At 70.8% G+C, this 25,400-nt stretch carries 24 protein-coding genes and 1 pseudogene; 14 read left to right on the top strand and 11 right to left on the bottom strand.

The genetic code is table 11. The annotated features are described in order from the left end of the window. Positions 1 to 21 precede the first annotated feature (21 nt). The 4 genes from ACWDN5_RS23010 (at position 22) to ACWDN5_RS22995 (ending at position 2,393) form a co-directional block, all read left to right on the top strand. Entirely contained in the window at positions 22 to 216 is a 195-nt protein-coding gene (locus ACWDN5_RS23010; protein ID WP_310976440.1) for a DUF3046 domain-containing protein, read from the top strand. Between the two features lie 236 nt (positions 217 to 452). Then, positions 453 to 1,499, top strand: a complete 1,047-nt coding sequence (gene recA / locus ACWDN5_RS23005; protein WP_310976439.1) for a recombinase RecA — start codon at positions 453 to 455, stop codon at positions 1,497 to 1,499. Positions 1,500 to 1,650: 151 nt separating this feature from the next. Beyond that, complete coding sequence (locus tag ACWDN5_RS23000; protein WP_310976530.1) at positions 1,651 to 2,178, top strand: regulatory protein RecX; 528 nt, start codon at positions 1,651 to 1,653, stop codon at positions 2,176 to 2,178. Beyond that, positions 2,178 to 2,393, top strand: a complete 216-nt coding sequence (locus tag ACWDN5_RS22995) for a hypothetical protein (protein WP_310976438.1) — start codon at positions 2,178 to 2,180, stop codon at positions 2,391 to 2,393. The genes ACWDN5_RS23000 and ACWDN5_RS22995 overlap by 1 nt, the downstream gene beginning before the upstream one ends. A 142-nt stretch (positions 2,394 to 2,535) precedes the next feature. Here ACWDN5_RS22995 and ACWDN5_RS22990 read toward each other — a convergent pair whose 3' ends face one another. The 4 genes from ACWDN5_RS22990 to edd form a co-directional block, all read right to left on the bottom strand. Beyond that, positions 2,536 to 3,879: an MFS transporter gene (locus tag ACWDN5_RS22990; RefSeq protein ID WP_449677725.1), complete on the bottom strand. Its 1,344-nt coding sequence runs from the start codon at positions 3,877 to 3,879 to the stop codon at positions 2,536 to 2,538. A 22-nt stretch (positions 3,880 to 3,901) separates the two neighbouring features. Then, a complete protein-coding gene (locus ACWDN5_RS22985) occupies positions 3,902 to 5,869 on the bottom strand; it encodes a PEP/pyruvate-binding domain-containing protein (RefSeq protein ID WP_449677724.1) in 1,968 nt (655 codons plus the stop codon). Positions 5,870 to 6,073: 204 nt separating this feature from the next. Further along, the gene (gene eda / locus ACWDN5_RS22980; protein ID WP_449677723.1) at positions 6,074 to 6,679 is read right to left on the bottom strand and encodes a bifunctional 4-hydroxy-2-oxoglutarate aldolase/2-dehydro-3-deoxy-phosphogluconate aldolase; all 606 of its coding nucleotides are present in this window, start codon (positions 6,677 to 6,679) and stop codon (positions 6,074 to 6,076) included. Beyond that, positions 6,676 to 8,565, bottom strand: coding sequence for a phosphogluconate dehydratase (gene edd, locus ACWDN5_RS22975; protein WP_449677722.1), 1,890 nt, complete (start codon positions 8,563 to 8,565; stop codon positions 6,676 to 6,678). The genes eda and edd overlap by 4 nt, the downstream gene beginning before the upstream one ends. Positions 8,566 to 8,799: 234 nt before the next feature. Between edd and ACWDN5_RS22970 the strand changes: the two genes are divergently transcribed. The 7 genes from ACWDN5_RS22970 (at position 8,800) to ACWDN5_RS22940 (ending at position 14,353) form a co-directional block, all read left to right on the top strand. Then, the gene (locus ACWDN5_RS22970; protein WP_003054488.1) at positions 8,800 to 9,087 is read left to right on the top strand and encodes a hypothetical protein; all 288 of its coding nucleotides are present in this window, start codon (positions 8,800 to 8,802) and stop codon (positions 9,085 to 9,087) included. Further along, on the top strand, positions 9,084 to 9,908 hold the full coding sequence (locus ACWDN5_RS22965; protein WP_449677721.1) for a hypothetical protein: 825 nt from the start codon (positions 9,084 to 9,086) through the stop codon (positions 9,906 to 9,908). The genes ACWDN5_RS22970 and ACWDN5_RS22965 overlap by 4 nt, the downstream gene beginning before the upstream one ends. Positions 9,909 to 9,960: 52 nt before the next feature. Further along, positions 9,961 to 11,877, top strand: coding sequence for a fumarate reductase/succinate dehydrogenase flavoprotein subunit (locus tag ACWDN5_RS22960; RefSeq protein WP_310976432.1), 1,917 nt, complete (start codon positions 9,961 to 9,963; stop codon positions 11,875 to 11,877). Continuing rightward, complete coding sequence (locus tag ACWDN5_RS22955; RefSeq protein WP_043783250.1) at positions 11,874 to 12,626, top strand: succinate dehydrogenase/fumarate reductase iron-sulfur subunit; 753 nt, start codon at positions 11,874 to 11,876, stop codon at positions 12,624 to 12,626. The genes ACWDN5_RS22960 and ACWDN5_RS22955 overlap by 4 nt, the downstream gene beginning before the upstream one ends. Before the next feature lie 79 nt (positions 12,627 to 12,705). Continuing rightward, positions 12,706 to 13,230 carry a GNAT family N-acetyltransferase gene (locus ACWDN5_RS22950; protein WP_310976430.1) on the top strand — a complete coding sequence of 175 codons (525 nt, stop codon included), beginning with the start codon at positions 12,706 to 12,708 and terminating at the stop codon, positions 13,228 to 13,230. Further along, entirely contained in the window at positions 13,227 to 13,370 is a 144-nt protein-coding gene (locus ACWDN5_RS22945) for a hypothetical protein (protein ID WP_449677720.1), read from the top strand. Before ACWDN5_RS22950 ends, ACWDN5_RS22945 begins: the two co-directional genes overlap by 4 nt. A gap of 23 nt (positions 13,371 to 13,393) precedes the next feature. After that, a complete protein-coding gene (locus ACWDN5_RS22940) occupies positions 13,394 to 14,353 on the top strand; it encodes an amidohydrolase family protein (protein ID WP_449677719.1) in 960 nt (319 codons plus the stop codon). A gap of 300 nt (positions 14,354 to 14,653) precedes the next feature. On the opposite strand, the gene ACWDN5_RS22935 is transcribed toward ACWDN5_RS22940, so the two are convergent. Further along, entirely contained in the window at positions 14,654 to 15,505 is an 852-nt protein-coding gene (locus ACWDN5_RS22935) for a helix-turn-helix domain-containing protein (protein ID WP_310976429.1), read from the bottom strand. 282 nt (positions 15,506 to 15,787) lie between these two features. On the opposite strand from ACWDN5_RS22935, the gene ACWDN5_RS22930 reads away from it, so the two are divergent. Beyond that, the gene (locus ACWDN5_RS22930; RefSeq protein ID WP_449677718.1) at positions 15,788 to 16,456 is read left to right on the top strand and encodes a YoaK family protein; all 669 of its coding nucleotides are present in this window, start codon (positions 15,788 to 15,790) and stop codon (positions 16,454 to 16,456) included. A 43-nt stretch (positions 16,457 to 16,499) separates the two neighbouring features. Here ACWDN5_RS22930 and ACWDN5_RS22925 read toward each other — a convergent pair whose 3' ends face one another. Continuing rightward, positions 16,500 to 17,006, bottom strand: coding sequence for a hypothetical protein (locus ACWDN5_RS22925; RefSeq protein ID WP_310976427.1), 507 nt, complete (start codon positions 17,004 to 17,006; stop codon positions 16,500 to 16,502). Positions 17,007 to 17,292: 286 nt separating this feature from the next. Between ACWDN5_RS22925 and ACWDN5_RS22920 the strand changes: the two genes are divergently transcribed. Together ACWDN5_RS22920 and ACWDN5_RS22915 are read left to right on the top strand one after the other, a co-directional pair. Continuing rightward, a complete protein-coding gene (locus tag ACWDN5_RS22920; RefSeq protein ID WP_449677717.1) occupies positions 17,293 to 20,961 on the top strand; it encodes an ALF repeat-containing protein in 3,669 nt (1,222 codons plus the stop codon). Positions 20,962 to 20,967: 6 nt separating this feature from the next. Further along, positions 20,968 to 21,585, top strand: coding sequence for a hypothetical protein (locus ACWDN5_RS22915; RefSeq protein ID WP_449677716.1), 618 nt, complete (start codon positions 20,968 to 20,970; stop codon positions 21,583 to 21,585). On the opposite strand, the gene ACWDN5_RS22910 is transcribed toward ACWDN5_RS22915, so the two are convergent. The 5 genes and pseudogenes from ACWDN5_RS22910 to ACWDN5_RS22890 form a co-directional block, all read right to left on the bottom strand. Beyond that, positions 21,582 to 22,319 (bottom strand): SDR family NAD(P)-dependent oxidoreductase, encoded by a 738-nt coding sequence (locus ACWDN5_RS22910; protein ID WP_449677715.1) that lies wholly within the window; start codon positions 22,317 to 22,319, stop codon positions 21,582 to 21,584. The genes ACWDN5_RS22915 and ACWDN5_RS22910 overlap by 4 nt on opposite strands. 75 nt (positions 22,320 to 22,394) lie before the next feature. Continuing rightward, on the bottom strand, positions 22,395 to 23,255 hold the full coding sequence (locus ACWDN5_RS22905; protein ID WP_310976423.1) for an amino acid ABC transporter permease: 861 nt from the start codon (positions 23,253 to 23,255) through the stop codon (positions 22,395 to 22,397). 73 nt (positions 23,256 to 23,328) lie between these two features. Then, positions 23,329 to 23,976, bottom strand: a complete 648-nt coding sequence (locus ACWDN5_RS22900; RefSeq protein WP_310976422.1) for an amino acid ABC transporter permease — start codon at positions 23,974 to 23,976, stop codon at positions 23,329 to 23,331. An 86-nt stretch (positions 23,977 to 24,062) separates the two neighbouring features. Continuing rightward, positions 24,063 to 24,989 (bottom strand): glutamate ABC transporter substrate-binding protein, encoded by a 927-nt coding sequence (locus ACWDN5_RS22895; protein WP_310976421.1) that lies wholly within the window; start codon positions 24,987 to 24,989, stop codon positions 24,063 to 24,065. A gap of 58 nt (positions 24,990 to 25,047) precedes the next feature. Further along, positions 25,048 to 25,400 (bottom strand): annotated as a pseudogene (locus tag ACWDN5_RS22890) (hypothetical protein); the annotation flags it as partial.

Here is a 25,400-nt window from a genome sequence, read left to right as displayed (position 1 = left end):
CCGCCGGTTAGAGTGGGTCCGATGCGGATCACGGTTTTCCGGCGGCTGATGGCCGAGGAGTTCGGCCCCGGGCGGGCCCAGGTGCTGGCCAGGGACCACGTCCTGAGCGGGCTCGGCGGGCGCACCGTCGACCAGGCGCTGACCGCGGGAATCCCCGCCAAGGAGATCTGGCGCGAGGTCTGCGACGCCTTCGACGTCCCGGTCGAACGGCGCTGACCTGGGGTTTCCGGACCAGTGCCGACCCGGGCGGGCGAAAATCCTAGCGCAAGGGTGTGTCGCTGCCGACCTCGAACAGGTGTTCGTCTAAGGTGTTGTCCACATCGGGTCCAGCGATCCACAGATTGGGCGCCGCGCCTGGAATTGTCGGTCCCCGCCGCTAGCGTCGGACCGGACAGCTGAAGAACCGACACAGACCCCGGGACACGGGGCTTCGACCAGCGAGGTGGACTTCCATGCCTGCAGCACCCGACAAGGACAAGGCGCTCGAGCTCGCGCTCGCGCAGATCGACAAGCAGTACGGCAAGGGCTCGGTGATGCGCCTCGGCGAGGACACCCGGCCGCCCATCGCCGTGATCCCCACCGGCTCGATCGCCCTCGACGTCGCGCTCGGCATCGGCGGGCTGCCCCGCGGCCGCGTCGTCGAGATCTACGGCCCGGAGTCCTCCGGTAAGACGACGGTCGCCCTGCACGCGGTGGCGAACGCGCAGCGCGCCGGCGGCATCGCGGCCTTCATCGACGCCGAGCACGCGCTCGACCCGGAGTACGCCAAGGCCCTCGGTGTCGACACCGACGCGCTGCTCGTCTCCCAGCCGGACACCGGTGAGCAGGCCCTCGAGATCGCGGACATGCTGATCCGCTCCGGGGCGCTCGACATCCTGGTCATCGACTCCGTGGCCGCGCTCGTGCCGCGCGCGGAAATCGAGGGCGAGATGGGTGACTCGCACGTCGGCCTCCAGGCTCGCCTGATGAGCCAGGCGCTGCGGAAGATCACCGGTGCGCTGTCCAACTCGGGCACGACGGCGATCTTCATCAACCAGCTCCGCGAGAAGGTCGGCGTCATGTTCGGCTCCCCGGAGACGACCACCGGTGGTAAGGCGCTGAAGTTCTACGCGTCGGTCCGCCTGGACGTGCGCCGCATCGAGACGATGAAGGACGCCGGTGAGGCGGTCGGCAACCGGACCCGCGTCAAGGTCGTCAAGAACAAGGTGGCCCCGCCCTTCAAGCAGGCCGAGTTCGACATCCTGTACGGCCAGGGCATCTCCCGCGAGGGCTCGCTCATCGACATGGGTGTCGACCAGGCCATCGTGCGCAAGTCCGGTGCCTGGTACACCTACGAGGGCGACCAGCTCGGCCAGGGCAAGGAGAACGCGCGCCGGTTCCTGCGCGACAACCCGGACATCGCCAACGAGATCGAGAAGCGGATCAAGGAGAAGCTCGGCATCGGCCCGCAGGTCGACGCGGCCGCCGTCGACGCGGTCCCGGCGCCGGTCGACTTCTGATCGGAGGGGAGCGGCGGGGTGAGGTGTGCGCTCGCCCTCGTCCCTCCGCCGTGTCTCCCGGAGTTGCGCCGGGTGGTGACGTCCGGCCTCGGTGAGGTGTCTGCCGGGGCCGTGAGAACGAGGAGTGATCGAGGTGGCCAGGGCGCCGAAGGTGCCGCCGGCCGAGCTTCCTCCCGAGGAGCGGTACAAGAAGGCCAAGGAGATCTGCTTCGATCTCCTGGCCGCTCGGCCGCGGACTCAGGAAGAGCTGCGGCAGGCGTTGCAGCGCAAGGGGTTCGACGAGGAAACCAGCGAAACCCTGCTCGGCAAGCTCGACCGGGCCGGGCTGGTGAACGACGAGGAGTTCGCCCAGCTGTGGGTGAAGTCCCGGCACGCGAACCAGGGGCTGTCCCGCACCGCGCTGGTGGCCGAGCTGCGGCGCAAGGGCGTCGACGGCGAGGTCGCCGCGCAGGCGGCGGGCGAGGTCGATCGCGAGTCCGAGGAACAGATGGCCAGGGAACTGGTCCGCAAGCGCCTCGGCTCGCTCGGCAACGTCGACGAACAGACCGCCCTGCGGCGGCTGCTCGGCTTCCTCGCGCGCAAGGGCTACCCGCAAGGCCTGGCCTACACCGTGATCAGGGAGGAACTCCGCGAGTACGGCGCGGAGTCCACCCTGCTCGACGACGCCGTCATCGAGTGATGGCGGACGTCCGGACCGTCGAGCACTTCTCGCAGAGCAACCCGGTGGGGCCGGGGCAGGGAGACGTCTCCGCCCTGCTGCGCCGGGTCGCCGACACCCTCGACGAACTCGGCGACGTCCAGGTGCAGGACGTCGTGTTCGGCAGCGAAGTCACGGCAGGCGAAGACGACCTGCACGTCACCGTTTACTTCCATCGGGAGCCGCGGCGGCGGTGACGTCAGTGAAGCGTATCCGTTGTAGTCCCGCTCGTGCACCGAGTTGGTCGCGGAACGTTTCCACCGAGTGATTTGCCGGTCTCGTCGAGGCCTTCGATCGTGCTGGTGCGTAGTGTTCGGAGCTGCTCTGCGGCGGGCTGGCTCACGATCCCCGTGCTTCGAGGCGCGAATTTCCCGCATCCAAGTTCACTGCGTGAGCCGTCGCAACGGCAGGTCGGTCTGATACGTGGGAGGCGTGGCGGTACACGGCCTCGACGGCCGGTGTCCTTCGGTCCGAGCGGTGCTTGCGGACGGCCAGCAACAGCAACGCCAGCAAGCCCATCGCGACGCACGTCACCACGGCGGTCATGACCAGGAACTCGTTCAGCTGCCCGGCCGCCAGGTACGCGCCCAGGGCCACCGCGACCAGGGCGCACACCGCCCTGTCCACAATGGACTCCATGGACAGGAGGGTGGCCCGGTACCGGGAATCCGGGATGGAGTCGTTCAGCAGCTGCTTCTGGACCGGGAACGCGATGCCCGTCGCCACCGCGAAGACGCACAACAGCACCACCGCCGGGAACGAGCCGACGAACACGATCACGCCCAGGCACACCGCCATCACGATCGTCAGCGTGAAGACCGTGCCCACCGGGCCGATCGCGCGGCGAAGCCGATGGGGGCGGGCTGCGCCCAGGGCCTCGAAGACCGTCATCGCGGCCAGGACCGCTCCGTACCAGTTCACCGAGAGCGTCTTCGATTCCAGGATCGGCTGGAACAGGTTCACCTGGCAGATGCGCACCAACGTGAACATCGCGACGCCCTGCACCATCAGCAGCACCAGCCAGCGGGACGACCGCAGGGCCGACAGCGCGCCGCCGACTCCGGCCACCAGCGAGGCCGTCTTGCCGGTCACGCGGCGGCCTCCCGGGATCGGGGGGAGCTTGGCCGCGAAGACGAGCGCGATGGCCGCGTTGATCGCCGTCAACCAGTACGGCGAGGGGAGGCTCCAGGACATCAGGAGGCCGATCACCGGCCAGAACAGGATCTTGCCGACCAGGCTGTACGCGCGGCCGACGCCCTCCACCCGGAGGTAGTGTTCCCCCGCGCCGGATGCGTGCAGGTACTCGTACAAATACGCGCTCTGCGCGCCGGACACCAGCGAGCGGGCCAGGGCGATCAGGATGAAGTGCACCAGGAATCCCGTGTACGAGCCCAGGAACACCGGCACCAGGTTCGCCGCCACCAGCACGCCGGCGCCCGCCGTCAGGGACGTGCGGTAGTCGAAGCGGTCGGCGATCATCCCGGTCGGGATCTCGAGCAGGCAGAACACGATGTAGTAGATGCTCTGGATGCCGAAGATCTCGCTGTCGGAAAGTCCGATGAGTTTCTGGTACGAGTAGAAGATCGGCACCCACAGCAGCAGGCCGAAGAAGAACTGGAACCCGTAGGTGAGCCGGACGGCTCGCTGGACGTCGGGTCTCGCGGGCAGACGGAGGCCCAGCATGATCGCGTTTCTCCCGGGGAGGTCAGGCCGAATAGGGGCGCAGCTGCACGAGGTGGAGGTGCTCGCCGTCGGCGAGCCACTCGATGTCCACTGGTGCGTCGAACGTGTAGTCGGGCGAGAAGTGGCCCTGCAGCAGGCGGCCGGCGATCGCCAGCCGCTGGAGCTGGTCGTGGGCCCGCGAGTCGAGGTCCGCGGGCGCGTCGCCCAGGGACAGCGTGCGGCCGCCGCCCTCGACCGTCGAATACAGGTACTGCATCGGGAGCGCCGACCCGTCGACGACGTCGGTCACGCGCGGCGACACGTTGACGTACACCGTGCGGAAGTCCGCGCGGTTCATCGGGTTCGTCGTCACCAGCACCCCGCCGAAGTCCGCCGCGACCTGCTCCTGGATCACCACGCCCATGTAGCACTCGTCGAGGGAGATCCCCGCCTGCTGCCGCAGCCGGACGCTGCGCACCGACACCAGCGACGCCCAGACCTCCTTGACGCTGGCGAAGATCCGCTCGGCCGTGGTGACGTGGTTGTGCGACTCGTAGATCCCGGCGGCGGAGAACCCGGCGAGGTCTTCCGCGTTCGACGAACTCCGGACGACGAACGCCCGCACGCCGGCCAGCTGCGACACGAGCGCCGAGTCGATCTCGCCGGCGAGCGCGCCCGGCAGGCGTGCCGACCGGATCAGGCCCTGCAGCTCGACGCACAGCGGCTCGATCTCCCGCGCGTCCAGCTCCAGGGCCATCTTCAACTTGCCGATGGCCTGCTGGATCCGCGGCGACGACTCCAGGAACCGGCGTTGCAGCGAGAACGGCAGCGCGATGCCGCGCGGGACGCGGACGTGCTCGTCGAGCAGCCGGCGGGCCGCGGCACCGAGGTCCGCGTCGAGCGGGACGTCCAGCAGCCGCGCCAGATACGGGAGCAGGTTGTCCCGCGGCGGCCGCGGCACCTGGTAGAAGCCGAGCAGCCGCTGGGACCCGTGCGCCAGCACGTGGTGCAGCTCGCCGAGGTTGGCCGCCTTGGTGCCGTAGCGGTGGCGGTCGGCCGCGCGCAGCCGGGCCAGGTTCACGATCGGGCTGTGGTCGGCCTCCGGCTGCTCCAGGGTGACGCGCTGGGCGTACCAGGACGGCGGGGCCGCGTCGGCCGGCTCGTCGACCTCGCGCAGGGTCAGCGCCTGGGCGTCCACTGTGTACTCGACCCACTTGCCGTCGAGCCCGCGGCGCTCGATCTCGGCCAGGGCGCCGAGCTGGACGGCGTTCGGGATCTGCCAGCCGGTGGCGAGGACGTTGGTGTGCGACAACGGCGTCGTGTGCCGGGCGTTGACGATCCCCGCCAGCCGCGGGATGTCGTCGGGGACGCGGTCCATCACGATGATGTCGGTCCAGTCCAGCGTCGCGGCCCGGTACTCGGCCTCGCTGCGGAACGCGCGCAGCCGCCCGACGGCGGTGCCCGGGTTCAGCGCCACGAACGGCGCCGTGGAGAACAGCTCGTGCGCGAAGACGCGCGGCAGCTCGCTCGCCGGGATCTCCCGGACGATCCGCTCCTGCAGCTGGTTGGCCGGTTTGAACAGCAGCGGCAGCGCCGGGTCGACGTACTGCGCGACGAAGGCGTGGAACTCGCGGATCAGTGCGGCCGGCATCGTGTCGACCTCGACCGTCTCCAGTGAAAGCATCTGCGGGTGCAGCGCGAGAATGCCGAGGAGGAACCGGCGGTCCGGCGCGTGGTAGAAGGCCTCGTTGTACGAGTCGATCTCGGCGCGCACGCGTTCTTCGCCGACGCCGAGGATCTCTTCCCCGATATAGATCGCGTGAAAGGAATGGCGCGCGTTGTTCAGGAAGTGGATCTTCGCCTGCTCGCGGTCGACCACGACCTTGACGAAGGAATAGCCGCCGAGAGTGCCACCGAGCTGGTGGAGTGCGGACACCGAAAGCCGTTCGCCGACAAGGGCGGCGACGGTCTCGGGGGCAGGTCTGGGCGTGACCACGCTGGTCAGGGACACGGATTCTCCTCGCTGGAAATAGCGAAGAGAAACGATAACAGGCCGGTAAATCACCCACCTGCGCGGTGAATGCGCCATTCAGCGGGATGCATGACCGGCGCCACACCCGCTCGGAGCACCGTTCCAGCGCACTGGAACGGTGCTCCCGGAATGCGGACGTGCATTCCGCCGTTCGGGGACGGCGATGACGCGGAGTGATTTCCGCTACAGCGCGGCCGCCTCCGCGGCCAGCTTCTCGATCGTGGCGGGGTCGAGCGAGGCCGTCAGCCACGATCCGCCGATGCAACCGACGTTCGGCAGCGCCAGGTACGACGGCGCCGAGGCCACCGTGATCCCGCCGGTGGGGCAGAACTTCAGCGACGGCAGCGGTCCGGCGATCGACTTCAGGTACGCGACGCCGCCGGACGCCTCCGCGGGGAAGAACTTCAACGCCGAAAGCCCGCGCTCGGCCAGCCGCATCGCCTCGGACACCGTGCTCGCACCCGGCAGGAAGGGCAGCCCGGACTCGAAGCACGCGTCGACGACGGCGTCCGTGCAGCCCGGGGTCACGAGGAACTTGGCGCCCGCGTCGGCCGCCTGCTTCGCCTGGTCCGGCGAGGTCACCGTGCCGGCGCCGATGACGATGTCCGGCACCTCCGCGGCGACCCGCTCGATCGCGGACAACGCCGCCGGGGTGCGCAGGGTCAGCTCGATGACCCCGATCCCGCCGGCGAGCAAAGCCCGGGCCGTGGGCACCGCGTCGTCGGCGTCGTCGATCACCACGACGGGCATCACGGGGGACAGCTCGAGCAGGTCTTGACCGGTGGTCACTGACCGACCTCCTGGGTTGCGAAAGCGGGCGTTCCGAAGTGTTCCGGCGTCAAGCCTCCGAACACCGATGCGCCCTGGTCAGCGGGGCCGACGGCCCGGCGCAACGCGGCGAACAGCTCTCGGCCGGTGCCGGTCCAGGATGCTTCGGACGGCGGGGCGTCCACAAGTTCACGCCGGGCGAGTTCTTCGTCACCGACCAGCACGTCGAGCGAGCCCGCGGACGCGTCGAGCCGGATGACGTCGCCGTCCGCGACGCGGGCGATCAGGCCGCCCGCCGCGGCTTCCGGCGTCACCTGGATGGCCGCCGGGATCTTGCCCGAGGCACCCGACATGCGCCCGTCGGTGAGCAACGCCACGGCGTACCCGCGGTCCATCAGCACACCCAGCGCCGGCGTCAGGCCGTGCAGCTCCGGCATGCCGTTGGCCTGCGGGCCCTGCTGCCGGAGCACGACGACGACGTCCCGGTCCAGCTCGCCGGCGTCGAACGCGGCCTTGAAGTCCTCCTGCGTGGTGAACACCCGCGCCGGCGCCTGGACGACCCGGTGCTCGGGCGCCACCGCGGACACCTTGACCACCGCGCGGCCGAGGTTGCCCTCGACCATCCGCAGCCCGCCGTCGGCGGCGAAGGGGCGCCACACCGGACGCAGCACGTCTTCGTCGAGGCTGTGGGTGGGCACGTCCCGCCAGACCAGCTCGCCGTCGGACAGGATCGGCTCGGCGCGGTAGCGGTGCAGCCCGAACCCGGCCACCGTGTGCACGTCCTCGTGCAGCAACCCGGCGTCGAGCAGGGTGCCGACCAGGAACTGGATGCCGCCGGCGGCGTGGAAGTGGTTGATGTCGGCGCTGCCGTTCGGGTAAACCCGGGCCAGTAGCGGCACGACGGCCGAGAGGTCGGAGAAGTCGTCCCAGGTCAGCTGGATGCCCGCGGCCGCGGCGATCGCGACCAGGTGCATCGTGTGGTTGGTCGACCCGCCGGTGGCGAGCAGCGCGATGACGCCGTTGACGAACGCCTTCTCGTCGAGGATCCGCGCGACCGGCGTGTACTCCTCGCCACGGGACAGCGCGACGACCCGGCGCCCCGCTTCCTCGGTCAGCGCCTGGCGCAACGAAGAACCCGGCTGGACGAAGCTGGCGCCCGGCAGGTGCAGGCCCATCACCTCGACGACCATCTGGTTCGAGTTGGCCGTGCCGTAGAAGGTGCAGGTGCCGGCCGAGTGGTACGACGCCGCTTCGGCGTCGAGGAGGTCTTCGCGGGTCGCGAGGCCCTCGGCGTAGAGCTGCCGGACGCGGGCCTTCTCCTTGTTGGGCAGCCCGGAGTTCATCGGCCCGGCGGGAACCAGGATCGCCGGCAGGTGGCCGAACGACAGCGCACCGATCAGCAGGCCGGGCACGATCTTGTCGCAGACGCCCAGCAGCAGCGCGGCGTCGAACATGTCGTGCGAGAGCGCGATCGCCGTCGACATCGCGATGACCTCGCGGCTGAACAGCGACAGCTCCATGCCCGCGCGGCCTTGCGTGATCCCGTCGCACATCGCGGGCACGCCGCCGGCGAACTGGGCGACCCCGCCGGCGGAGCGCACGGCCTTCTTCAGCCAGGCCGGGTATTCCTGCATCGGCTGGTGCGCCGAAAGCAGGTCGTTGTAGGACGACACGATCGCGACGCCGGGGGCGCGCGCCGCCCGCAGCGCTTCCTTGTCGACGCCGTCCATCGCGGCGAAACCGTGGGCGAGGTTGCTGCATGCGAGACCGCGGCGGACCGGGCCTTCTTCGTGCGCGGCGGCCGTGCGGTCGAGGTAGGCGGAGCGGGTCGCGGCACTGCGCGCGGCGATGCGGGCGGTGACCTCGGCGATGACGGGGTGCAACGATGTGGTGGGGGTCGGGCTCATGTCCGGCTCCGGATCACTGGTGTGGGGTGGTCCGCGGGACGGCAGCGCTGACGCCTCAGGGTCGTGACACTGGCCACACTACCTCGGGAAAACGCCGAATCAAAATCGATTCAGAAGATCGCTTCGCGTGACCCCGATCACCTCCGGAACCGTTAGTGTGCTAGTTGTCACACTGCACGACGCGTGGCAAAGCCTTCGCCGGTTCCCTGCCAGCCCCACCACACGGGAGGCATGATGTCCACCTCCGAGATCGCCGAGCTGCGGCGAACCATCGGCCAGCTCCGGCAGTGCGTCGGCGCACTGCGCTCTCGCTACGGCGACGCGTCGGCGGTCCGCCGGCTCGCCAACGACGTCGAGCGCCTCGACATCGACACCGCGGACCTCGACGGCGTGCCCCTCGCGGTGCCCGCCCAGGCGAAGGCCGCGGAGCGCGTCCCCGTCCCCGACACCCCCTACGACCCGGCGCTGTGGCACGGCGCCGATGACGAAGGCGTCGGCGGCTACAAGCGCGACCAGCGGTGAGCGCTCCCGCTGACAACGGCGTCGGCACCGGCGTCCGGGCCCCGAAGCGGGCCCGGATCGCCGAGCGCACCCTCCGCACGGACCGGTGGTGGCTCCAGCCGCTGCTGACCGTGCTCGGACTGTCGGCGTTCATCATCTACGCGACGGTCCGGTCGTTCGTGCGCACCGCCTACTGGGTGCCCGACTACCACTACCTGACGCCGTTCTACTCGCCGTGCCTGTCCACTTCCTGCGTCGAGGGCTCGAGCCACTTCGGCCACTGGTTCGGCGACCTGCCGGGGTTCATCCCGCTCGGCTTCGTGGTGCTGCCGTTCCTGCTCGGGTTCCGCCTGACCTGCTACTACTACCGCAAGGCCTACTACCGGTCGGTGTGGTTCTCCCCGCCCGCCTGCGCCGTCGCGGAACCGCACGCCAAGTACACCGGCGAGACGCGGCTGCCGCTGATCATCCAGAACGTCCACCGCTACTTCTTCTACGTCGCGCTGATCGTCTCGCTGGTGAACACCTACGACGCGATCACCGCGTTCCACGGGAAGACCGGCGGCTTCGGCTTCGGGCTCGGCAACATCATCCTGCTGGGCAACGTGATCCTGCTCTGGGCCTACACGCTGTCCTGCCACTCGTGCCGGCACGTGACCGGCGGGCGGCTGAAGCACTTCTCCAGGCACCCGGTGCGCTACTGGATCTGGACCAAGGTCTCGAAGCTCAACACCCGCCACATGACGCTGGCCTGGACGACGCTCGGCACGCTGGTGCTGACCGACTTCTACGTCATGCTCGTCGCCAGCGGCGCGATCTCGGACCTGAGATTCGTCAACTAGCGCCGCTTCTTCCCAACCGCAGACGTCCCCAGTTCCGAGGTGGAATCTCTTCATGACCGAGGTCGAACGGCACAGCTACGACGTGGTGGTGATCGGTGCCGGTGGCGCCGGTCTGCGCGCCGTGATCGAAGCCCGTGAACGCGGCTTCCGCGTCGCCGTCGTGTGCAAGTCCCTGTTCGGCAAGGCGCACACGGTGATGGCCGAGGGCGGGTGCGCCGCCTCGATGGGCAACGCGAACTCGAACGACAACTGGCAGGTCCACTTCCGCGACACCATGCGCGGCGGGAAGTTCCTCAACAACTGGCGGATGGCCGAGCTGCACGCCAAGGAGGCGCCGGACCGCGTCTGGGAGCTCGAGACGTACGGCGCGCTGTTCGACCGCACCGCCGACGGCCGGATCAGCCAGCGCAACTTCGGCGGGCACACCTACCCGCGGCTGGCGCACGTCGGTGACCGCACCGGCCTCGAGCTGATCCGCACGATGCAGCAGAAGATCGTCTCGCTGCAGCAGGAGGACTTCGCCGAGACCGGGGACTACGAAGCGAAGATCAAGGTCTTCGCCGAGTGCACGGTCACCGAGCTGCTGACCACCGAGGGCCGCATCGCCGGCGCGTTCGGCTACTGGCGCGAGAGCGGGCGGTTCATCCTCTTCGAAGCGCCCGCGGTCGTGCTCGCCACCGGCGGCATCGGCAAGTCGTTCAAGGTGACGTCGAACTCGTGGGAGTACACCGGTGACGGCCACGCGCTGGCCCTGCGGGCGGGCGCGAAGCTGATCAACATGGAGTTCGTCCAGTTCCACCCGACCGGGATGGTCTGGCCGCCGAGCGTCAAGGGCATCCTCGTCACCGAGGGCGTGCGCGGTGACGGCGGCGTGCTCAAGAATTCCGACGGCAAGCGGTTCATGTTCGAGTACGTGCCCGACGTGTTCAAGGGCCAGTACGCGGAGAGCGAAGAGGAAGCCGACCGCTGGTACGCCGACGCGGACAACAACCGGCGGACGCCGGACCTGCTGCCGCGCGACGAGGTGGCCCGCGCGATCAACTCCGAGGTCAAGGAGGGCCGCGGCTCCCCGCACGGCGGCGTCTTCCTCGACATCGCCAGCCGGCTGCCGGCCGAGGAGATCCGCAAGCGGCTGCCGTCGATGTACCACCAGTTCAAGGAGCTGGCGGACGTCGACATCACCGCGGAGCCGATGGAGGTCGGGCCGACCTGCCACTACGTCATGGGCGGCATCGAGGTCGACCCGGACACGGCGGCGGCGAGCGTGCCCGGCCTGTTCGCGGCCGGCGAGTGCTCGGGCGGCATGCACGGCTCCAACCGGCTCGGCGGCAACTCGCTGTCCGACCTGCTGGTGTTCGGTCGGCGCGCGGGGCTCGGCGCGGCCGAGTACGTGCTCGGCCTCGACAGCAGGCCCGCCGTGCTCGAGTCCGATGTGGACGCCGCGGCGAAGATGGCGCTCGCGCCGTTCGACCCGCCGGCCGGCGCTTCCGCGGAGAACCCGTACACGCTGCACACCGAGCTGCAGCAGTCGATGAACGACCTGGTCGGCATCATCCGCAAGGCGGAGGAGATGGCGCAGGCGCTGGCGAAGCTCGACGAGCTGCGGCAGCGGATCCTGCGCGTCACCGTCGAAGGGCACCGGCAGTTCAACCCCGGCTGGCACCTCGCGATCGACCTGCGCAACATGCTGATGGTCAGCGAGTGCGTCGCGAAGGCGGCGTTGACGCGGACCGAAAGCCGCGGCGGGCACACGCGCGACGACTACCCGGGCATGGAAGCGGACTGGCGCAACAAGCTGCTCGTGTGCTCGGCATCCCCGGGTGACAACCCGGTGGTGCCGGACGTCGACGTCGAGGTGAAGGAGCAGGTGCCGCTGCGGCAGGACCTGCTGGAGCTGTTCGAGTTCGGCGAACTCGGGAAGTACTACACCGATGCGGAGCTCGAGACGCACCCCGGGAGCAAGGCATGAGCTACAAGGCGAGTTTCCGGGTCTGGCGCGGCGACGCCGACGGCGGCGGGCTGCAGGACTTCACGGTCGAGGTGAACGAGGGCGAGGTCGTCCTCGACATCATCCACCGGCTGCAGGCGACCCAGGCCGCGGACCTCGCCGTCCGCTGGAACTGCAAGGCGGGCAAGTGCGGCTCGTGCTCGGCGGAGATCAACGGCCGCCCGCGCCTGCTGTGCATGACGCGGATGTCGACGTTCACCGAGGACGAGGTGATCACGGTGACGCCGATGCGGACGTTCCCGGTGATCCGCGACCTCGTCACCGACGTGTCGTTCAACTACACGAAGGCGCGCGAGATCCCGTCGTTCACCCCGCCGGCCGACCTGAAACCGGGCGAGTACCGGATGCAGCAGGTCGACGTCGAGCGGTCGCAGGAGTTCCGCAAGTGCATCGAGTGCTTCCTGTGCCAGAACACCTGCCACGTGGTGCGCGACCACGAGGAGAACAAGGAAGCCTTCGCGGGGCCGCGGTACCTGATGCGCATCGCGGAGCTGGAGATGCACCCGCTGGACGTCGCGGACCGGCGTGATGCCGCGCAGGACGAGCACGGTCTCGGGTACTGCAACATCACGAAGTGCTGTTCGGAGGTGTGCCCGGAGGGGATCCACATCACGGACAACGCGCTGATCCCGATGAAGGAGCGCGTGGCGGACCGGAAGTACGACCCGATCGTGTGGCTGGGCAACAAGCTCTTCCGGCGGGACAAGTAGGGCTTTCCCCCTCGACGCTCGCGAACCGCGCCTCGGGCCGGTTCGCGAGCGTCTTTTTCCGCCGTGGCAAGGTGGGGGCATGGAGATCGAGCTGCTGCCGCCGTCCGCCGATCCCGCGGTGATCGAGCGGATCACCGGGCTGGTCAACCAGGTCTACGCCGAGTCCGAGAAGGGGCTCTGGCTCGGAAGCACCGACCGGACGTCCGTCGAGGAGTTCACCGGGTTCGTGGCAGCCGGGGAAATCGCCGCCGCCTTCGTGGACGGTGACCTCGCCGGGTCCGTGCGGATCCGGCGGCTCGACGACGTCGTCGGCGAATTCGGCATGCTCGCCGCCGACCCGGCGCGGCGGGGCCTCGGCATCGGGCGGGAGCTGGTGCGGTTCGCCGAGCAGACCAGCCGGGACGCCGGATGCCGGGAGATGCAGCTCGAACTGCTCGTGCCGCGCGACTGGACGCATCCGTCGAAGCAGTTCCTGGCCGAGTGGTACGGCCGGCTCGGCTACCGCGTGACGCACCGCGCCGACCTCGCCGAGGACTACCCGCACCTCGCGCCGTCACTGGCCACGCCGTGCGATTTCCTCATCTACCGCAAGGAACTCGCGTGACGGTGCTCGCCGGAGCGCGGGTGTTCGACCCCGAAACCGGGGAGACGACCCGCGCGGACGTGCGGCTGGACGGCGACCGGATCGCCGAAGTCGGCCTGGGCCTCGAGGGCGAACGGGTCGACTGCTCGGCGGCCTGCTGATCCCGGGGCTCATCGACTGCCACGTGCACGTCGCCTTTCCGCGGCCCGAGCCGTTGCCGCGCAGCGCCCGGATCCTCGAAGCCGTGCCGGTGCTGCGCGGGCTGCTGGCGCGCGGGATCACCACCGTCCGGGACGCCTGGGGTGCCGACGCCGGGTTCAAGCACGCCCTGCGCGAAGGGTGGATCGCCGGGCCGGACCTGCGGATCAGCCTGCGTCAGCTGGGGCCGACCGGCGGGCTCGGCGACGGCTGGGAGCCGCCCGCCGGCGCCGTCGACCACTACGGTGACCCGTCGCTGCCCGACCCGCTGTTCGAGGGCCCGGACGCGGCGCGCGCGGCGGTCCGCCGGATGGTGCGGGCGGGCGCCGACTGGATCAAGGTCGGTGCGAGCGGGGCGATGCGAGCGGTACGCTCGGGAACCGACGTCCGGCCGACCGACGACGAGCTCACCGCGCTGGTCGACGAAGCCCGCCGCTGCGGCCGGGACGTCCTGGCCCACGCGCACACGTCCGCCGCCGTCGTCTCGGCCGCCCGCGCCGGGGCGCGCAGCATCGAGCACGGCACCTTCCTCGACGACTCCGCTGTCGAGGCCTTGGCCGGCGCTTGGTACGTGCCGACGCTCTCGCCGATCAGCGGCAGCGAATTCGCCGAGACGCACCGCCGTTCGCTCCGGCTCGCGGCGGAGGCGGGGGTCCGCATCGCCGCCGGTTCGGACCTGGCCCCGCGTCCCCATGTCGACTTGACGACCGAGCTGCGGCTGCTGGCCGAGGTGCTCGGCGAAGCAGCGGCGCTGAAGGCGGCGACCGCCGAGGCGGCGCGGCTGCTCCGCCTCGACGACGACCGCGGCCGCATCGAGCCGGGGTTGCGCGCGGACCTGGTGCTGCTGGACGGCACGGATCTCGAGGTGACCGACCTGCCGGGGCGGACCCGGGCGGTCTGGCACGACGGGAAGCGCGTTATCGGGGCGCGTCCGTCACTTGGGTGAGCCGGACCTCTGATGGTGGCGCTTTCGGCGCAGCGTGGCCGAAGAAGGTATCTAGGCTCGGTTCCCGGCCGGTGATCGGCGACGAGGATGCCGGCGGTGACCTCGAGTGGATCAGCTCGGCGGACTTCGAGCGGGGGCGGGGCACATCGGCATTCCGCTGGGGGGCGGGGAAAGAGGGGTGCACAGGCGGGGTCAAAGCCGCGTCCGCGGCGTGGAACCGCTGCCCCACAAGCCATTCGGCCGTGAGGTGCCCGGCGCCGGGCGCCTTCGCGTCCCGGGCCGCGGTGCCGTCGTCCTCGGTCACTGTCTCAGGCGTTCGTACTCGTCCGCGAACCGGACGAGCCACTCCAGGGACTGTCCTTCGGGGAGGGCCACTTGTTCCAGGCGGGTGGTGAGCAGGTAGAACGCCTCCACGGCGATGCGGTCGTCGACGAACAAGCCCGCGGTGTAGGTCTCTTCGTAGACGACCGGTGGGTGTTCGGGGAACTCCATGACCGTGAAGGTCGTGCTCAGCACGCGGAACGTGGGGTCCGACTCCGGGACCACCCGGATGACGCAGTGCGGCAGGTTCGTGGCCAGCACGAGGTTCTGCAGCTGTTCGTGCATGAGCGACGGGCTTCCCACGACCGAGCGCAGCGCGCGCTCGTGGATGAAGAAGGTGCAGTTCGGCGGGTTGTGGCGTTGCAGGAGCTGCTGCCGGTCCACGCGGGCGCGCGTCAGCATGTCGAGCCTGTCCGCGGTGTAGCGGCCGGTGAGTTCGAAACAGGTGTGGACGTACTCCTCCGTCTGCAGCATCCCGGGGATGGCGGCCGGGCTGTAGTAGACCATCGACCGCGCGAGGTTCTCCTGGATGACGAGGGATTTCATCGGGTCGACGAGCTTGTCGAAGTACGGCCGCACCCAGTAGAGGTCGCCGGACGGCTTGGCCAGCTCGAGGAGCCGCGCGCGTTCGGCGGCTCCGGTGCCGCAGTGGGCGAGGTAGATCGCGGCGTCGACCGCCGAGATGCGGCGGCCGTTCTCCCAGGCCGACACCTTCGACGCCGACCAGTCCGCGCGGCGGGCCACCTCGCGCAGGGTCATCCGCTTCTGCTCGCGCTGGCCCTTGAGCTCGTAGGCCATTTCGCGCGTGCGCACCGTGCTCTTTTCGGTCATGGCACGGACGGTAGAGGGGACCTCCGACAAAACGACGCACGCCGCGCGCGGATTCACCGCAAGGAGGTCGCTGTTCCGCCTGTGTGACAACGCAATCCGGCTCTCGAAGCGCTGCGAAGCTGCTTCGCGCGGCGAAGGCGCTTCGCGCATCTTAAGCGATATATGGCGGCGGAAACAATGCGGCCGGCGATTCGGCGAAATGGCGCGGAGTCGCTTCGGCGCGCGGGTGGTCAGGGGCGGCCGACGGCCGCGCGTCCGGGCGCGAGGTGGTTGACTGCCCGCATGGCTGAACCGAAACCGCGGGGCCTGGCCGCCCTGTTGCTGACGCTGACCGTCGTCACCGGGGTGGTCGACGCCGTCAGCTTCCTCGGGCTGGGCCGGGTCTTCGTCGCCAACATGACCGGGAACGTGGTGTTCCTCGGGTTCGCGGCGGCGGGGGAGACGACGCTGTCGGTGCTCGCCTCGCTGACCGCCGTGCTCGCGTTCCTGGCCGGCGCGCTCGCCGGCGGCCGGCTCGCGCGGCGGGAGGACGACTACGACGCCCTGCGGCAGGCGACCGGGGCGCAGGCCGCCCTGATCGCGGTCGCCGTCGTGCTCTCCGCCACCCTCGGCGACGGTACGCGGCTCGGCGCCGAACTGCTGATCGTCGTGCTCGGGCTGGCGATGGGGCTGCAGAACGCCGCCGTCCGCCGGATCGGGGCGCCCGACCTGACGACGACCGTCCTGACCATGACGCTCACCGGCTTCGCGGCCGACTCCAAGGCGGCCGGCGGGACCGGTTCCCACCCGCTGCGGAAGGCGGCCGCCGTCGGCGCGATGCTCGCCGGGGCCTTCGCCGGCGGCCTGCTGCAGCTGCACGTGGCCATGTGGGCCGCGCTCGCCGTGGCGCTCGTGCTGGTCCTGGCCGTGCTCGCCGCGCTGCACCGGGCGAAGCGGTCCACAGAGGACTGACCGGGACCGGGAAGGCCACCGCGGTGGCCTTCCCGGAGCCGGCTCAGGCGCCGGTGACCCTGAGCTCGACCAGCGTCGCCGGGTCCTGCCCCGCGCCCTCGCCGAATCCGGTCCAGCCGTGCGTGTCCACGTTCACCGTGGTCGGGGCACCCTTGATCGTGACCGTCGCCTTGACGTTGTGCGCTTCCTGGTCGTCGCCCTTGGCCTGGAAGGCGTACGGGATGCTCAGCTTGAGGTAGCCGCTCGGCCCGGTCACCTGGAAGCAGTAGTGACCCGGGTCGGTGCCGTGGTCGGCCGGGTTGTTCGTCGAGTACACCTCGATCACGCCGGTGTGGTCGGCGCAGCCGACCAGCAGGATGTGCCCGTCGCCGCTGACCAGGGTGATGCCGCGGTCGCGCAGGATCTTGTCCGCGCCCGGGTAGCTGTAGTCCTCGACCAGGCCGGGCGGGGTGTCGTCGGCGGTCGCGGCGTGGGTGATCGCGGCTGTGCCGGAGATCACGGCGGCGCCGGCGACGGCGGCCGAGGCGAGCAGGGTGGTGCGGAAACGCATGTCGGGTTGCACTCCTTGTCGTTGACGGGGCTGGGCGCGCGTCGCCGGACAGGGTGCTGCGTCCTCGACCCGACATGGCCCCCCATGCGAGAACAGACGGACCGTATCCCCCGCTCCGCCGTCCGGTCAACGCCGGTGATCATTACTTGATCGGAGTCTTTTCTTCGCGGCGAACCTGCGCTTAAGGTACGTCTCGGCTGACACAGGGGGGACCGCGTGTGCGCGGCAGCCGGCGGCTTGCTGCCGCCGAACCCCCTGCGGATCTGACGAGGGGGCAGCGGGGTACATGGGCATCCGACACCTACGGGCCGTTCTGACGGCGACGACGGCGTTCGCGCTCGTCGCCGGCATCGTGGCGACACCGGCCGCGGCGGCGGACCCGCCGCAGCCGACGGAACGCCAGCAGGTGCTGGCGCTGATGCGCGACGGCAGCCCGGTGATCTCCCGCGCGGCCGAGGCCGCGCTGTGCGGCACCGACGACGACGTGCACACCTTCCTGGCCACCGGGCTGAGCCGGGTGCAGGAGGTCTCCGACCGCGTCGCGGTGCAGCAGATGATCTCCACCGGCGGCCCGGCGACGCAGCACGCGGCCAACGCCGCCCTCGGCGGCACCATCGCCGACGTGCGGGCCTTCCTCGCGAACGGGTGGCGCCAGGCCTGGCAGACCGACCTGCGCGTGCAGGTCTCGCGGCTCCAGTCGGCCGCCACCGGCCCGACCGTGAAGAGCGCCGCCAACACCGCCCTCAACGGCACGTCCGACGCCCAGCTGGCCTTCCTCGGCCAGGGCTACCAGCGCGCCCAGGTGATGGACGACCGGATCGCCGTGCAGCGGCTGATCAACGCCGCCGGGGCCGAGGTCAAGAAGGTCGGCAACTGGGCGCTGTCGTCCAGCGCGGACGACGTGCGCTGGTTCCTCCAGAGCGGCTACCAGGTCGCGCTGCAGCGTGACCAGGAGACCGCGACGGTCGCGCAGCTCGCCGACCTCGCGAAGAGCTCGCAAGCCCGCGCGACCGAGCAGACGCAGGCGGCGAAGGACGCGGCCGACCAGGCCGCGACCGCCGCCGCGGCCGCGAAGGCCGACGCCCAGATCGCCGCCGACGAGACGCGCAAGGCGCAGGGCTCGGCCGAGCAGGCCGCGCAGGCCGCGGCGCGGGCGGCCGACGCCGCCAACCGGGCCGCGCGCGCCGCGCAGACCGCGATCAACGCGGCCAACGCGGCGAACAACGCGGCGCGCGAAGCCGCGGCCGCGGCCAGCCAGGCCGCCTGGGCCGCCTCGATGGCCGGCCGGGCCGCCTCGAACGCCCGCAACGCGGCCGCCGCCGCGGCCACCGACCGGGGCCAGGCCGACCGGGCGACGCAGGCCGCGAAGGACGCGCGGGACGCCGCCAACGGTGCGCAGAGCGCCGCCGACGCGCTGACCCACGCCATCGACGCCGTGCACGCCGTCGCCGTGACCGTGCAGGCGGCCGCCGCCGCGGCCAACGACGCCGCCGCGGCCGCCGCGGCTTCGTCCGAAGCCGGTGGCTACGCGCAGCAGGCCGGTGCCAGCGCCGCCGAGGCGAAGAACGCCGCCGCCCGGGCCCAGCGCAACGCCAACGAAGCCAGCCGCGCGGCCGCCGCCGCGTTGTCGCTGGCCAACGACGCCGCCGCCTGGGCCGGCCAAGCGCGGCAGGCCGCGCTGGACGCCGTCGCGCACGCCAACGCCGCGGCCGCCGCGGCCGACGACGCGGCCCAGCACGCCGGGGAGGCGGCCGGGGCCGCGCAGCGCGCGAAGGACGCCTCGATCGAGGCGAAGAACGCCGCCGACGCCGCGCAGGGGGCCGCCGACCAGGCCGAGAACACCGCGAGCCTGGCCCGCCGCGCCGACGCGGAGCGGCTCGCCCAGCAGCAGTCCCAGGCCATGCGCGACGCGCAGGACGCCAAGCAGGCCGAGGACTCCCGGACGGTGGCGGCGCACTGGAGCGCCGGCCAGCCCGAGCAGCTGAGCCAGCAGGCAGCGACCCTGCTGGCCGCGGCCAAGGATCCGGCGGCCCCGCCGGCGACGGCGATCGCCAGCGGCCGGAAACTGGCCGCCGAGCTGATGCACACCGGCGGCCCGAAGCTGTTCGCCGCGGCGAGCACCGCGCTCGCGGGCACGGACGCCGAACTGACCGCCTTCGTCCAAAGTGGCCTGAACGGGGCACTGGAGCAGGACGACCGGCTCAGCCTCAGCATCGTGGGCGGCGCCTCCCTGGTGCCGGCCCAGCGCGCCGCGGCCGGCACCGCCGCCGCGGGCAGCCACGACCAGGTCAAGCAGTTCCTGACGACCCGCGACTACCAGGGCAAGGTGACCAACGACCGGCTCGAAGCGCAGCGCATCTCCTCGCTCGGCGGGCCGGCCACCAAGGACGCGGCCAACCGCGCGCTCTCGGGGACCCCGGCCGACGTCGCCGCGTTCCTGAAGACCGGGCAGTACACCGCGGCCAAGAACGACGACCGGATCGCCGTCCAGAAGATCCTGGACAAGGGCGGCCCGGAGGTGAAGGCCGCGGCCAACGCCGCGCTGTCGGGGCCGTGGACCTACGTCCGCCAGTTCCTGCAGTCCGGGCAGTACAGCGCCGCGTGGCGGGACGCCGACGCCGCGCAGCACGTCGCCCAGATCAACGGCTACGTCGCCAACGCGAAGGAAGCCGCGGCCCTGGCCCACCAGCAGGCCGCCCTGGCCGCCGAGTACGCGGCCAACGCCGCCGGTTCGGCCGCCGAAGCCGCCGCGGCGGCCCAGGCGGCGAAGGACTCCGCGGCCGAGGCACAGCAGCACGCCGAAGCCGCCAAGGCCTCCGCCGACCAGGCCGAGAAGTCCGCCGCCCAGGCGGCGCAGTCGGCCGAGACCGCCCGGTGGGCGGCGTCGAACGCGCAGGCGGCGGCGCAGTCCGCGCAGCGCTCGGCGGCCCAGGCGGCGCAGTCGGCCGCGCTGGCCAACCAGTACGCCGCGGAGGCCCGCGAGGCGGCGGCCCGGGCGCAGGCCGACGCCGACGCGGCGGGCAAGGACGTGCTGGAAGCCAGCCAGGCGGCCGCGGACGCGTACAACGCCGTCAACGTCAAGCAGTCCGAGGAAAACGCCAAGCAGCAGGTCATGGACATGCGCGGCACCGTCCAGCAGGTCCGGGACGCGGTCGCGCAGGTCATCCAGGACCACCCGGAGCTGCAAGGGCTCCTGGACACGGCGAACCAGCTGCTGTCCATGATCGACACGATGGCCGGCGCCACCCTCGACTACGTGCGCGACCACGCGGGCGAGCTGCTCGCGCTCATCCAGCACCTGGCCGAGGTCGCCGGCGGCGTCGGAGCCGCGCTCGGCGGCGCGTCGGTCGCCGGCGGCGCGATCGCGGCGTGCGCCGAAGAGGTCGGTGCGGGTGCGGCGATCGGCGCCGGTGGTGGCGCCGCGTTCGCCGGCATCGGCGCGGTGCCCGGCGGCATCGGCGGCGCGCTCGTCGGGGCGATCGCGTGCATCTTCACCTCGGGCCCGGCGGTCTACGCCGGGATCGCCGAGATGATCGGTGGCCTGGCCATGGCCATGCACGGCATGGAGGGCATGGCCGACGACATCAAGAACCTCGCCGAGAACCCGGGCAACAAGATCGGCGACGCGCGCGAGGTGAAGGTCGCGGACATCGTCGGCGGCCGGCGCACCAAGGAGCTCACCAACGACGGCCAGGACTTCACGATCGTGCAGCCGGGTGTCGGCAAGACCGGCGTGGACGTGTTCGGTCCGAACGGTGAGTACATCGCGGTCGGCGGGCCGGGCAAGGCGCTGGACACCACCAAGCTGGGCAGCCAGATGAAGGTCCTCAGGTGGGGCGCCGACCAGGCGGGCGTGCGGGCCCTGGCGTACTTTGAGGAGGGCACGCCGCAGGCGGCGCTCGACCTCGCCAAGAAGTGGCTCGGCGACGGCAACGTCATCCTTTTCCCGAAGTAGGCAGGAATGTCCGACGGATTCGTGCGCCTGTACCGGCGGGACTGGACACCGGAACAGGTGCACCGGCGGGTCGACTCGCTGGCGGCGGCGGGGATGGTACTGAGCCATCCCCGCACCGGCCGGATCACCGCGATCAGCGGCGAGGGCGAGACCATCGGCGAGCAGGTCGAGATGGACCGTGCCGGCCTGCTCGCCGCCATGGCCGGGCTGGGGGAGAAGCAGTTCACCTTCCAGTACTGGCTGACCGACGACGAAGACGCCGACGTGGTCTGCACGGTGAGACAGGCCGGTGACGGCGTGGTCGTCGAGGACTACGGGCTCGACGGCTTCGGCGGTCCGGTCCACCGGAAGGGACAGGACACGGTGATCCGCCGGATCCTGGCCGAGTTCCGGGCGACCGGGCCGGCCGCGGTCGGCCTGGTCGTCGACCGCTGGGGGCCGTCGCTGGACACCGACCTCGACGACATCGTGACCGGCGGCCCGACCCCGGTGACGATCACCCCGGAACTGATGGTGTTGCGGCCCGAGATCGCGCGCCGGCATTTCGAGCCCGGAGAACTGGCCCCGTTCGGCGACTTCCTCGCCCGAGACACGGACGGGATCCTCGCGCTGGTCCCGGACTAACCGAGCGAGCGGCCGCCGTCGACGAGCAGGCGTTGCCCGGTGATGAAGCCGGCTTCCTCCGAAGCGAAGAAGCTCACCGCGGCGGCCACCTCCTCCGGCGTGCCCAGGCGCCCCGCGGGGACCGAAGCCCGGTACTGCTCGCGCTCGGCTTCCGGGACCTCCGCGTGCCGCTCCACCGGGATGAACCCGGGCGCCACCGTGTTGACCGTGATGCCGTCCGGGGCCAGCTCGCGGGCCCACGCCCGGACCAGGCCGAGCTGGGCGCTCTTGGCCGTCGCGTACGCCGAGCGGCCGGGTGGCGGGCGGTCCGCCACCTCCGAGTCGACGTACACGATGCGGCCGTGACCGCGGGCCCGCATCCCCGGCAGCACCGCGTGGCCCAGCAGCACCGGCGACCGGACGAAGAAGTCCAGCTGGGCCAGGTGATCCGGCCAGTCGACCGCGGACACCGGCGCTTCCGGCTGCGGTCCGGTCGCGTTGAGCACCAGCACGCCGATCGGGCCGAGCACCGCCGTGACCGCGTCGACCAGCTCGCCGGCCTGGCGCCGGTCCGTCACGTCCGCGGCGAACGCCGCCGCGCGGCCCCCTTCGGCGAGGATGCCTTCCGCGGCCGTCTTCAGGTCGGCGTTGTCGTGGCGGCCGTTGACCGCGACGGCGAACCCGTCTCTGGCCAGCCGGCGAGCGATCACGCGGCCGAGACCCCGGGAACTGCCGGTCACCAGTGCGACACCCATGCGCCCGACGCTAGGGGACACCTCCGGACACGACAAGGCCCCCGGGACAGGTCCCGGGGGCCTCGAACGGGTGACTCAGGCCGACGCGGCCGCCAGGTTTTCGGTCGCGGCGGGCGGTGCGGCCACGACCTTCTTATTGCGGCGGTTGCGTCGCTCCAGGTACGTCGCCAGCGCCGTCAGCAGCAGGCACATCACGACGTAGATGGCGGTCGCCACGATCGTCGACGGCACGATCGGCCGCCCGAACGCGCCCTGCGAACCGATGTAGCGCGCGTAGTACAGCAGCTCCTGGTAGGTGATGATGAACCCGAGCGCGGTGTCCTTCAGCAGCACGACCAGCTGGCTGATGATCGTCGGCAGCATCGCCCGGATCGCCTGCGGCAGCAGCACCAGGAACATCACCTGCGTCTTGCGCATGCCCAGCGCGTACGCGGCTTCGCTCTGGCCCTTCGGCAGCGATTGGATGCCGGCGCGGAAGACCTCCGCGAGCACCGAGCCGTTGTACAGCGTCAGGCCGAACACCACGCCGAGGAACGGCGTCATCGGCACGCCCAGCGTCGGCAGGCCGAAGTAGAACAGGAACATCAGGATCAGCGCCGGGATGGCGCGGAAGAACTCGACGACGAACCCGGAGACCCGGCGGATCCACACGTGGTCGGACAGCCGGCCCGCCGCGAAGATCGCGCCGAAGATCACCGCGAGCACCGCGGCGGCGGCGAACGCCTCGACCGTCGCGAGCACCGCGTCGGCCAGGTCGCGCTGCACCTGCGCGTACTGCAGCCACTCCCACTTGCGGGCGGTGAACTGGCCGCTGTCGTAGAACCGCCAGCCGATGTAGCCGACGAAGGCGAGGACCACGAGCGTGCCGATCACCGCGTACGTGCGGTACCGGAGCCGGGCCTTCGGCCCCGGGACGTCGAACAGGACGTTGCTCATGCGCACACCTCGCTGACGCTCGGTGCGGCCTGAGCCGCAAGCGCAGTGTTGAATGATTCGGTCGCAAACTCCCTCATCGGGCCACGCTCCAGCGCTTCTCCAGGCTGCGTTGGACGAACGACAGCACGGCGACCAGGATGATGAAGCCGAGCGCGACCCACAGCAGGCCGATCAGCTGGTTCTCCCCGCGTTCGGACAGGTACTGGCGGATCGCGCCGGCCTCGGCGACGGAGAAACCGGCCGCGATGGTGGTGTTCTTCAGCAGCGCGATCAAGGTGCTGATCAGCGGCGGCACGACCGAGCGCAGCGCCTGCGGCAGCACGACCTGGCCGAGGATCTGGCCGAAGGTCAGCCCCAGCGCCCGGCCCGCCTCGGCCTGGCCGACCGGCACGGTGTTGATGCCCGAGCGCACGACCTCGCAGATGAACGCCGAGGTGTACACGGTCAGCGCCGTCACCGCGGCCGGGAAGTAGTCGAGCTTGACGATGTCGAGCAGCGGGTAGGCGAACACGAAGAACGCGAACACCAGGGTGAGCGGCGTGTTCCGGGCGATCGTCACGTACGCCGCGCCGACGGCGCGGAAGACGGGGACCGGGCTCACCCGCAGCATCGCCAGGATCGTGCCCCAGATCAGGCTGCCGACGGCGGAGAGCACGAACAGTTCGATCGTGCGCAGGAAGAACGGACCGAACAGGTCCAGGTTGTTGAGCAGGACGTCCATGGAGCCTTCCCCGCGTCCGTGGTCAAGGAGTGGATGTGAGAGGGCCGGTGAACCGGGAAACCCGATCCACCGGCCCCGGTGTCACGTCAGTACTTCTCGAGGGTCGGCTTGGTCGCGGTCGAGCCCGACTTGCCGAGGGTGGCGTCGTAGATCTTCTGCCAGGTGCCGTCGTCCAGCGCCTTCTGCAGGATCTCGTTGACCTTGTCGCGCAGCACCTTGTCGTCCTTGTTGAGGCCGATGCCGTACTTCTCGGTCGAGAACGTCTTGCCGACGACCTTCAGGGTGTCCGGCTCCTGGGCCGCGTAGCCCTTGAGGATCGCGTCGTCGGTCGTGACCGCGTCGACGTCCTTCGACTGCAGCTTCTCGACGCACTGCGAGTACTTCTGGAACTCGACGATGTTGCCCGGCTCGGTCAGGTTCTGCTGCCGGACCTTCTGGATCGGGGTCGAGCCGGTGACCGAGCAGACCTTCTTGCCCTTGAGGGTCTCCGGGCCGGTGATCGAGGTGTCGTCCTTGCGGACGAGCAGGTCCTGGCCGGCGACGAAGTACGGGCCGGCGAAGGAGACCAGCGCCTTACGCTTGTCGGTGATCGAGTAGGTGCCGACGTAGTAGTTCACGTCGCCGTTCGCGATCGTCTGCTCACGCGCGCCGGAGTCGACCGTGCGGAAGGTGATCTTCTCCGGGTCGAAGCCGAGGCCGGCCGAGACGAGCTTCGCGATCTCGATGTCGAAGCCGCCGAACTTGCCCGTCGTCGGGTCCTTCTGGCCGAGGCCCGGCTGGTCGTCCTTGGCGCCGACGGTCAGTGCGCCCGCCGACTTCATCTTGGCGTACACCGGCGAGCCGGCCAGGTCGACGCCCTGCGCGACCGGGTAGCTCAGCGCCGCGGGGGCGTTCGTGCCGCTCTGGTCACCGGAACCCGGCGAGGTCGGCGTGCCTTCCTTGCCACAGGCGGTCAGCGTGGTCAGCGCCAGGCCACCGGCGAGCAGTCCCACCGCGAGGGTGCGGATCCTCATGTGAATCTCTCCTGTGTGTCGTCACCCGGACGCCGACGGCGCCGCGGAACGTTTGTTCTCAGTGGGTCAGGATCTTGCCGAGGAAGTCCTTCGCGCGCTCGCTCTTCGGCGCGGTGAAGAACTCTTCCGGCGTCGTGTCCTCGACGATCTCGCCGTCGGCCATGAAGATCACCCGATCGGCTGCCCGCCGGGCGAAGCCCATCTCGTGGGTGACGACGAGCATCGTCATGCCGTCCTTGGCCAGGCCCGTCATCACGTCGAGGACCTCCTGGACCATTTCCGGGTCCAGCGCCGAGGTCGGCTCGTCGAACAGCATGATCAGCGGTGGCGGGTGTCCCGCACACGTGACGCGCAGCCGGACGGTGGCGCCTTCGCGCCGCGCGGAGGCCAGCACGAGCGTGACGTAGCGGG

The sequence above is a fragment of the Amycolatopsis sp. NPDC003731 genome (genome assembly GCF_053586895.1).
This window is presented reverse-complemented; position numbering and strand designations above follow the sequence as displayed.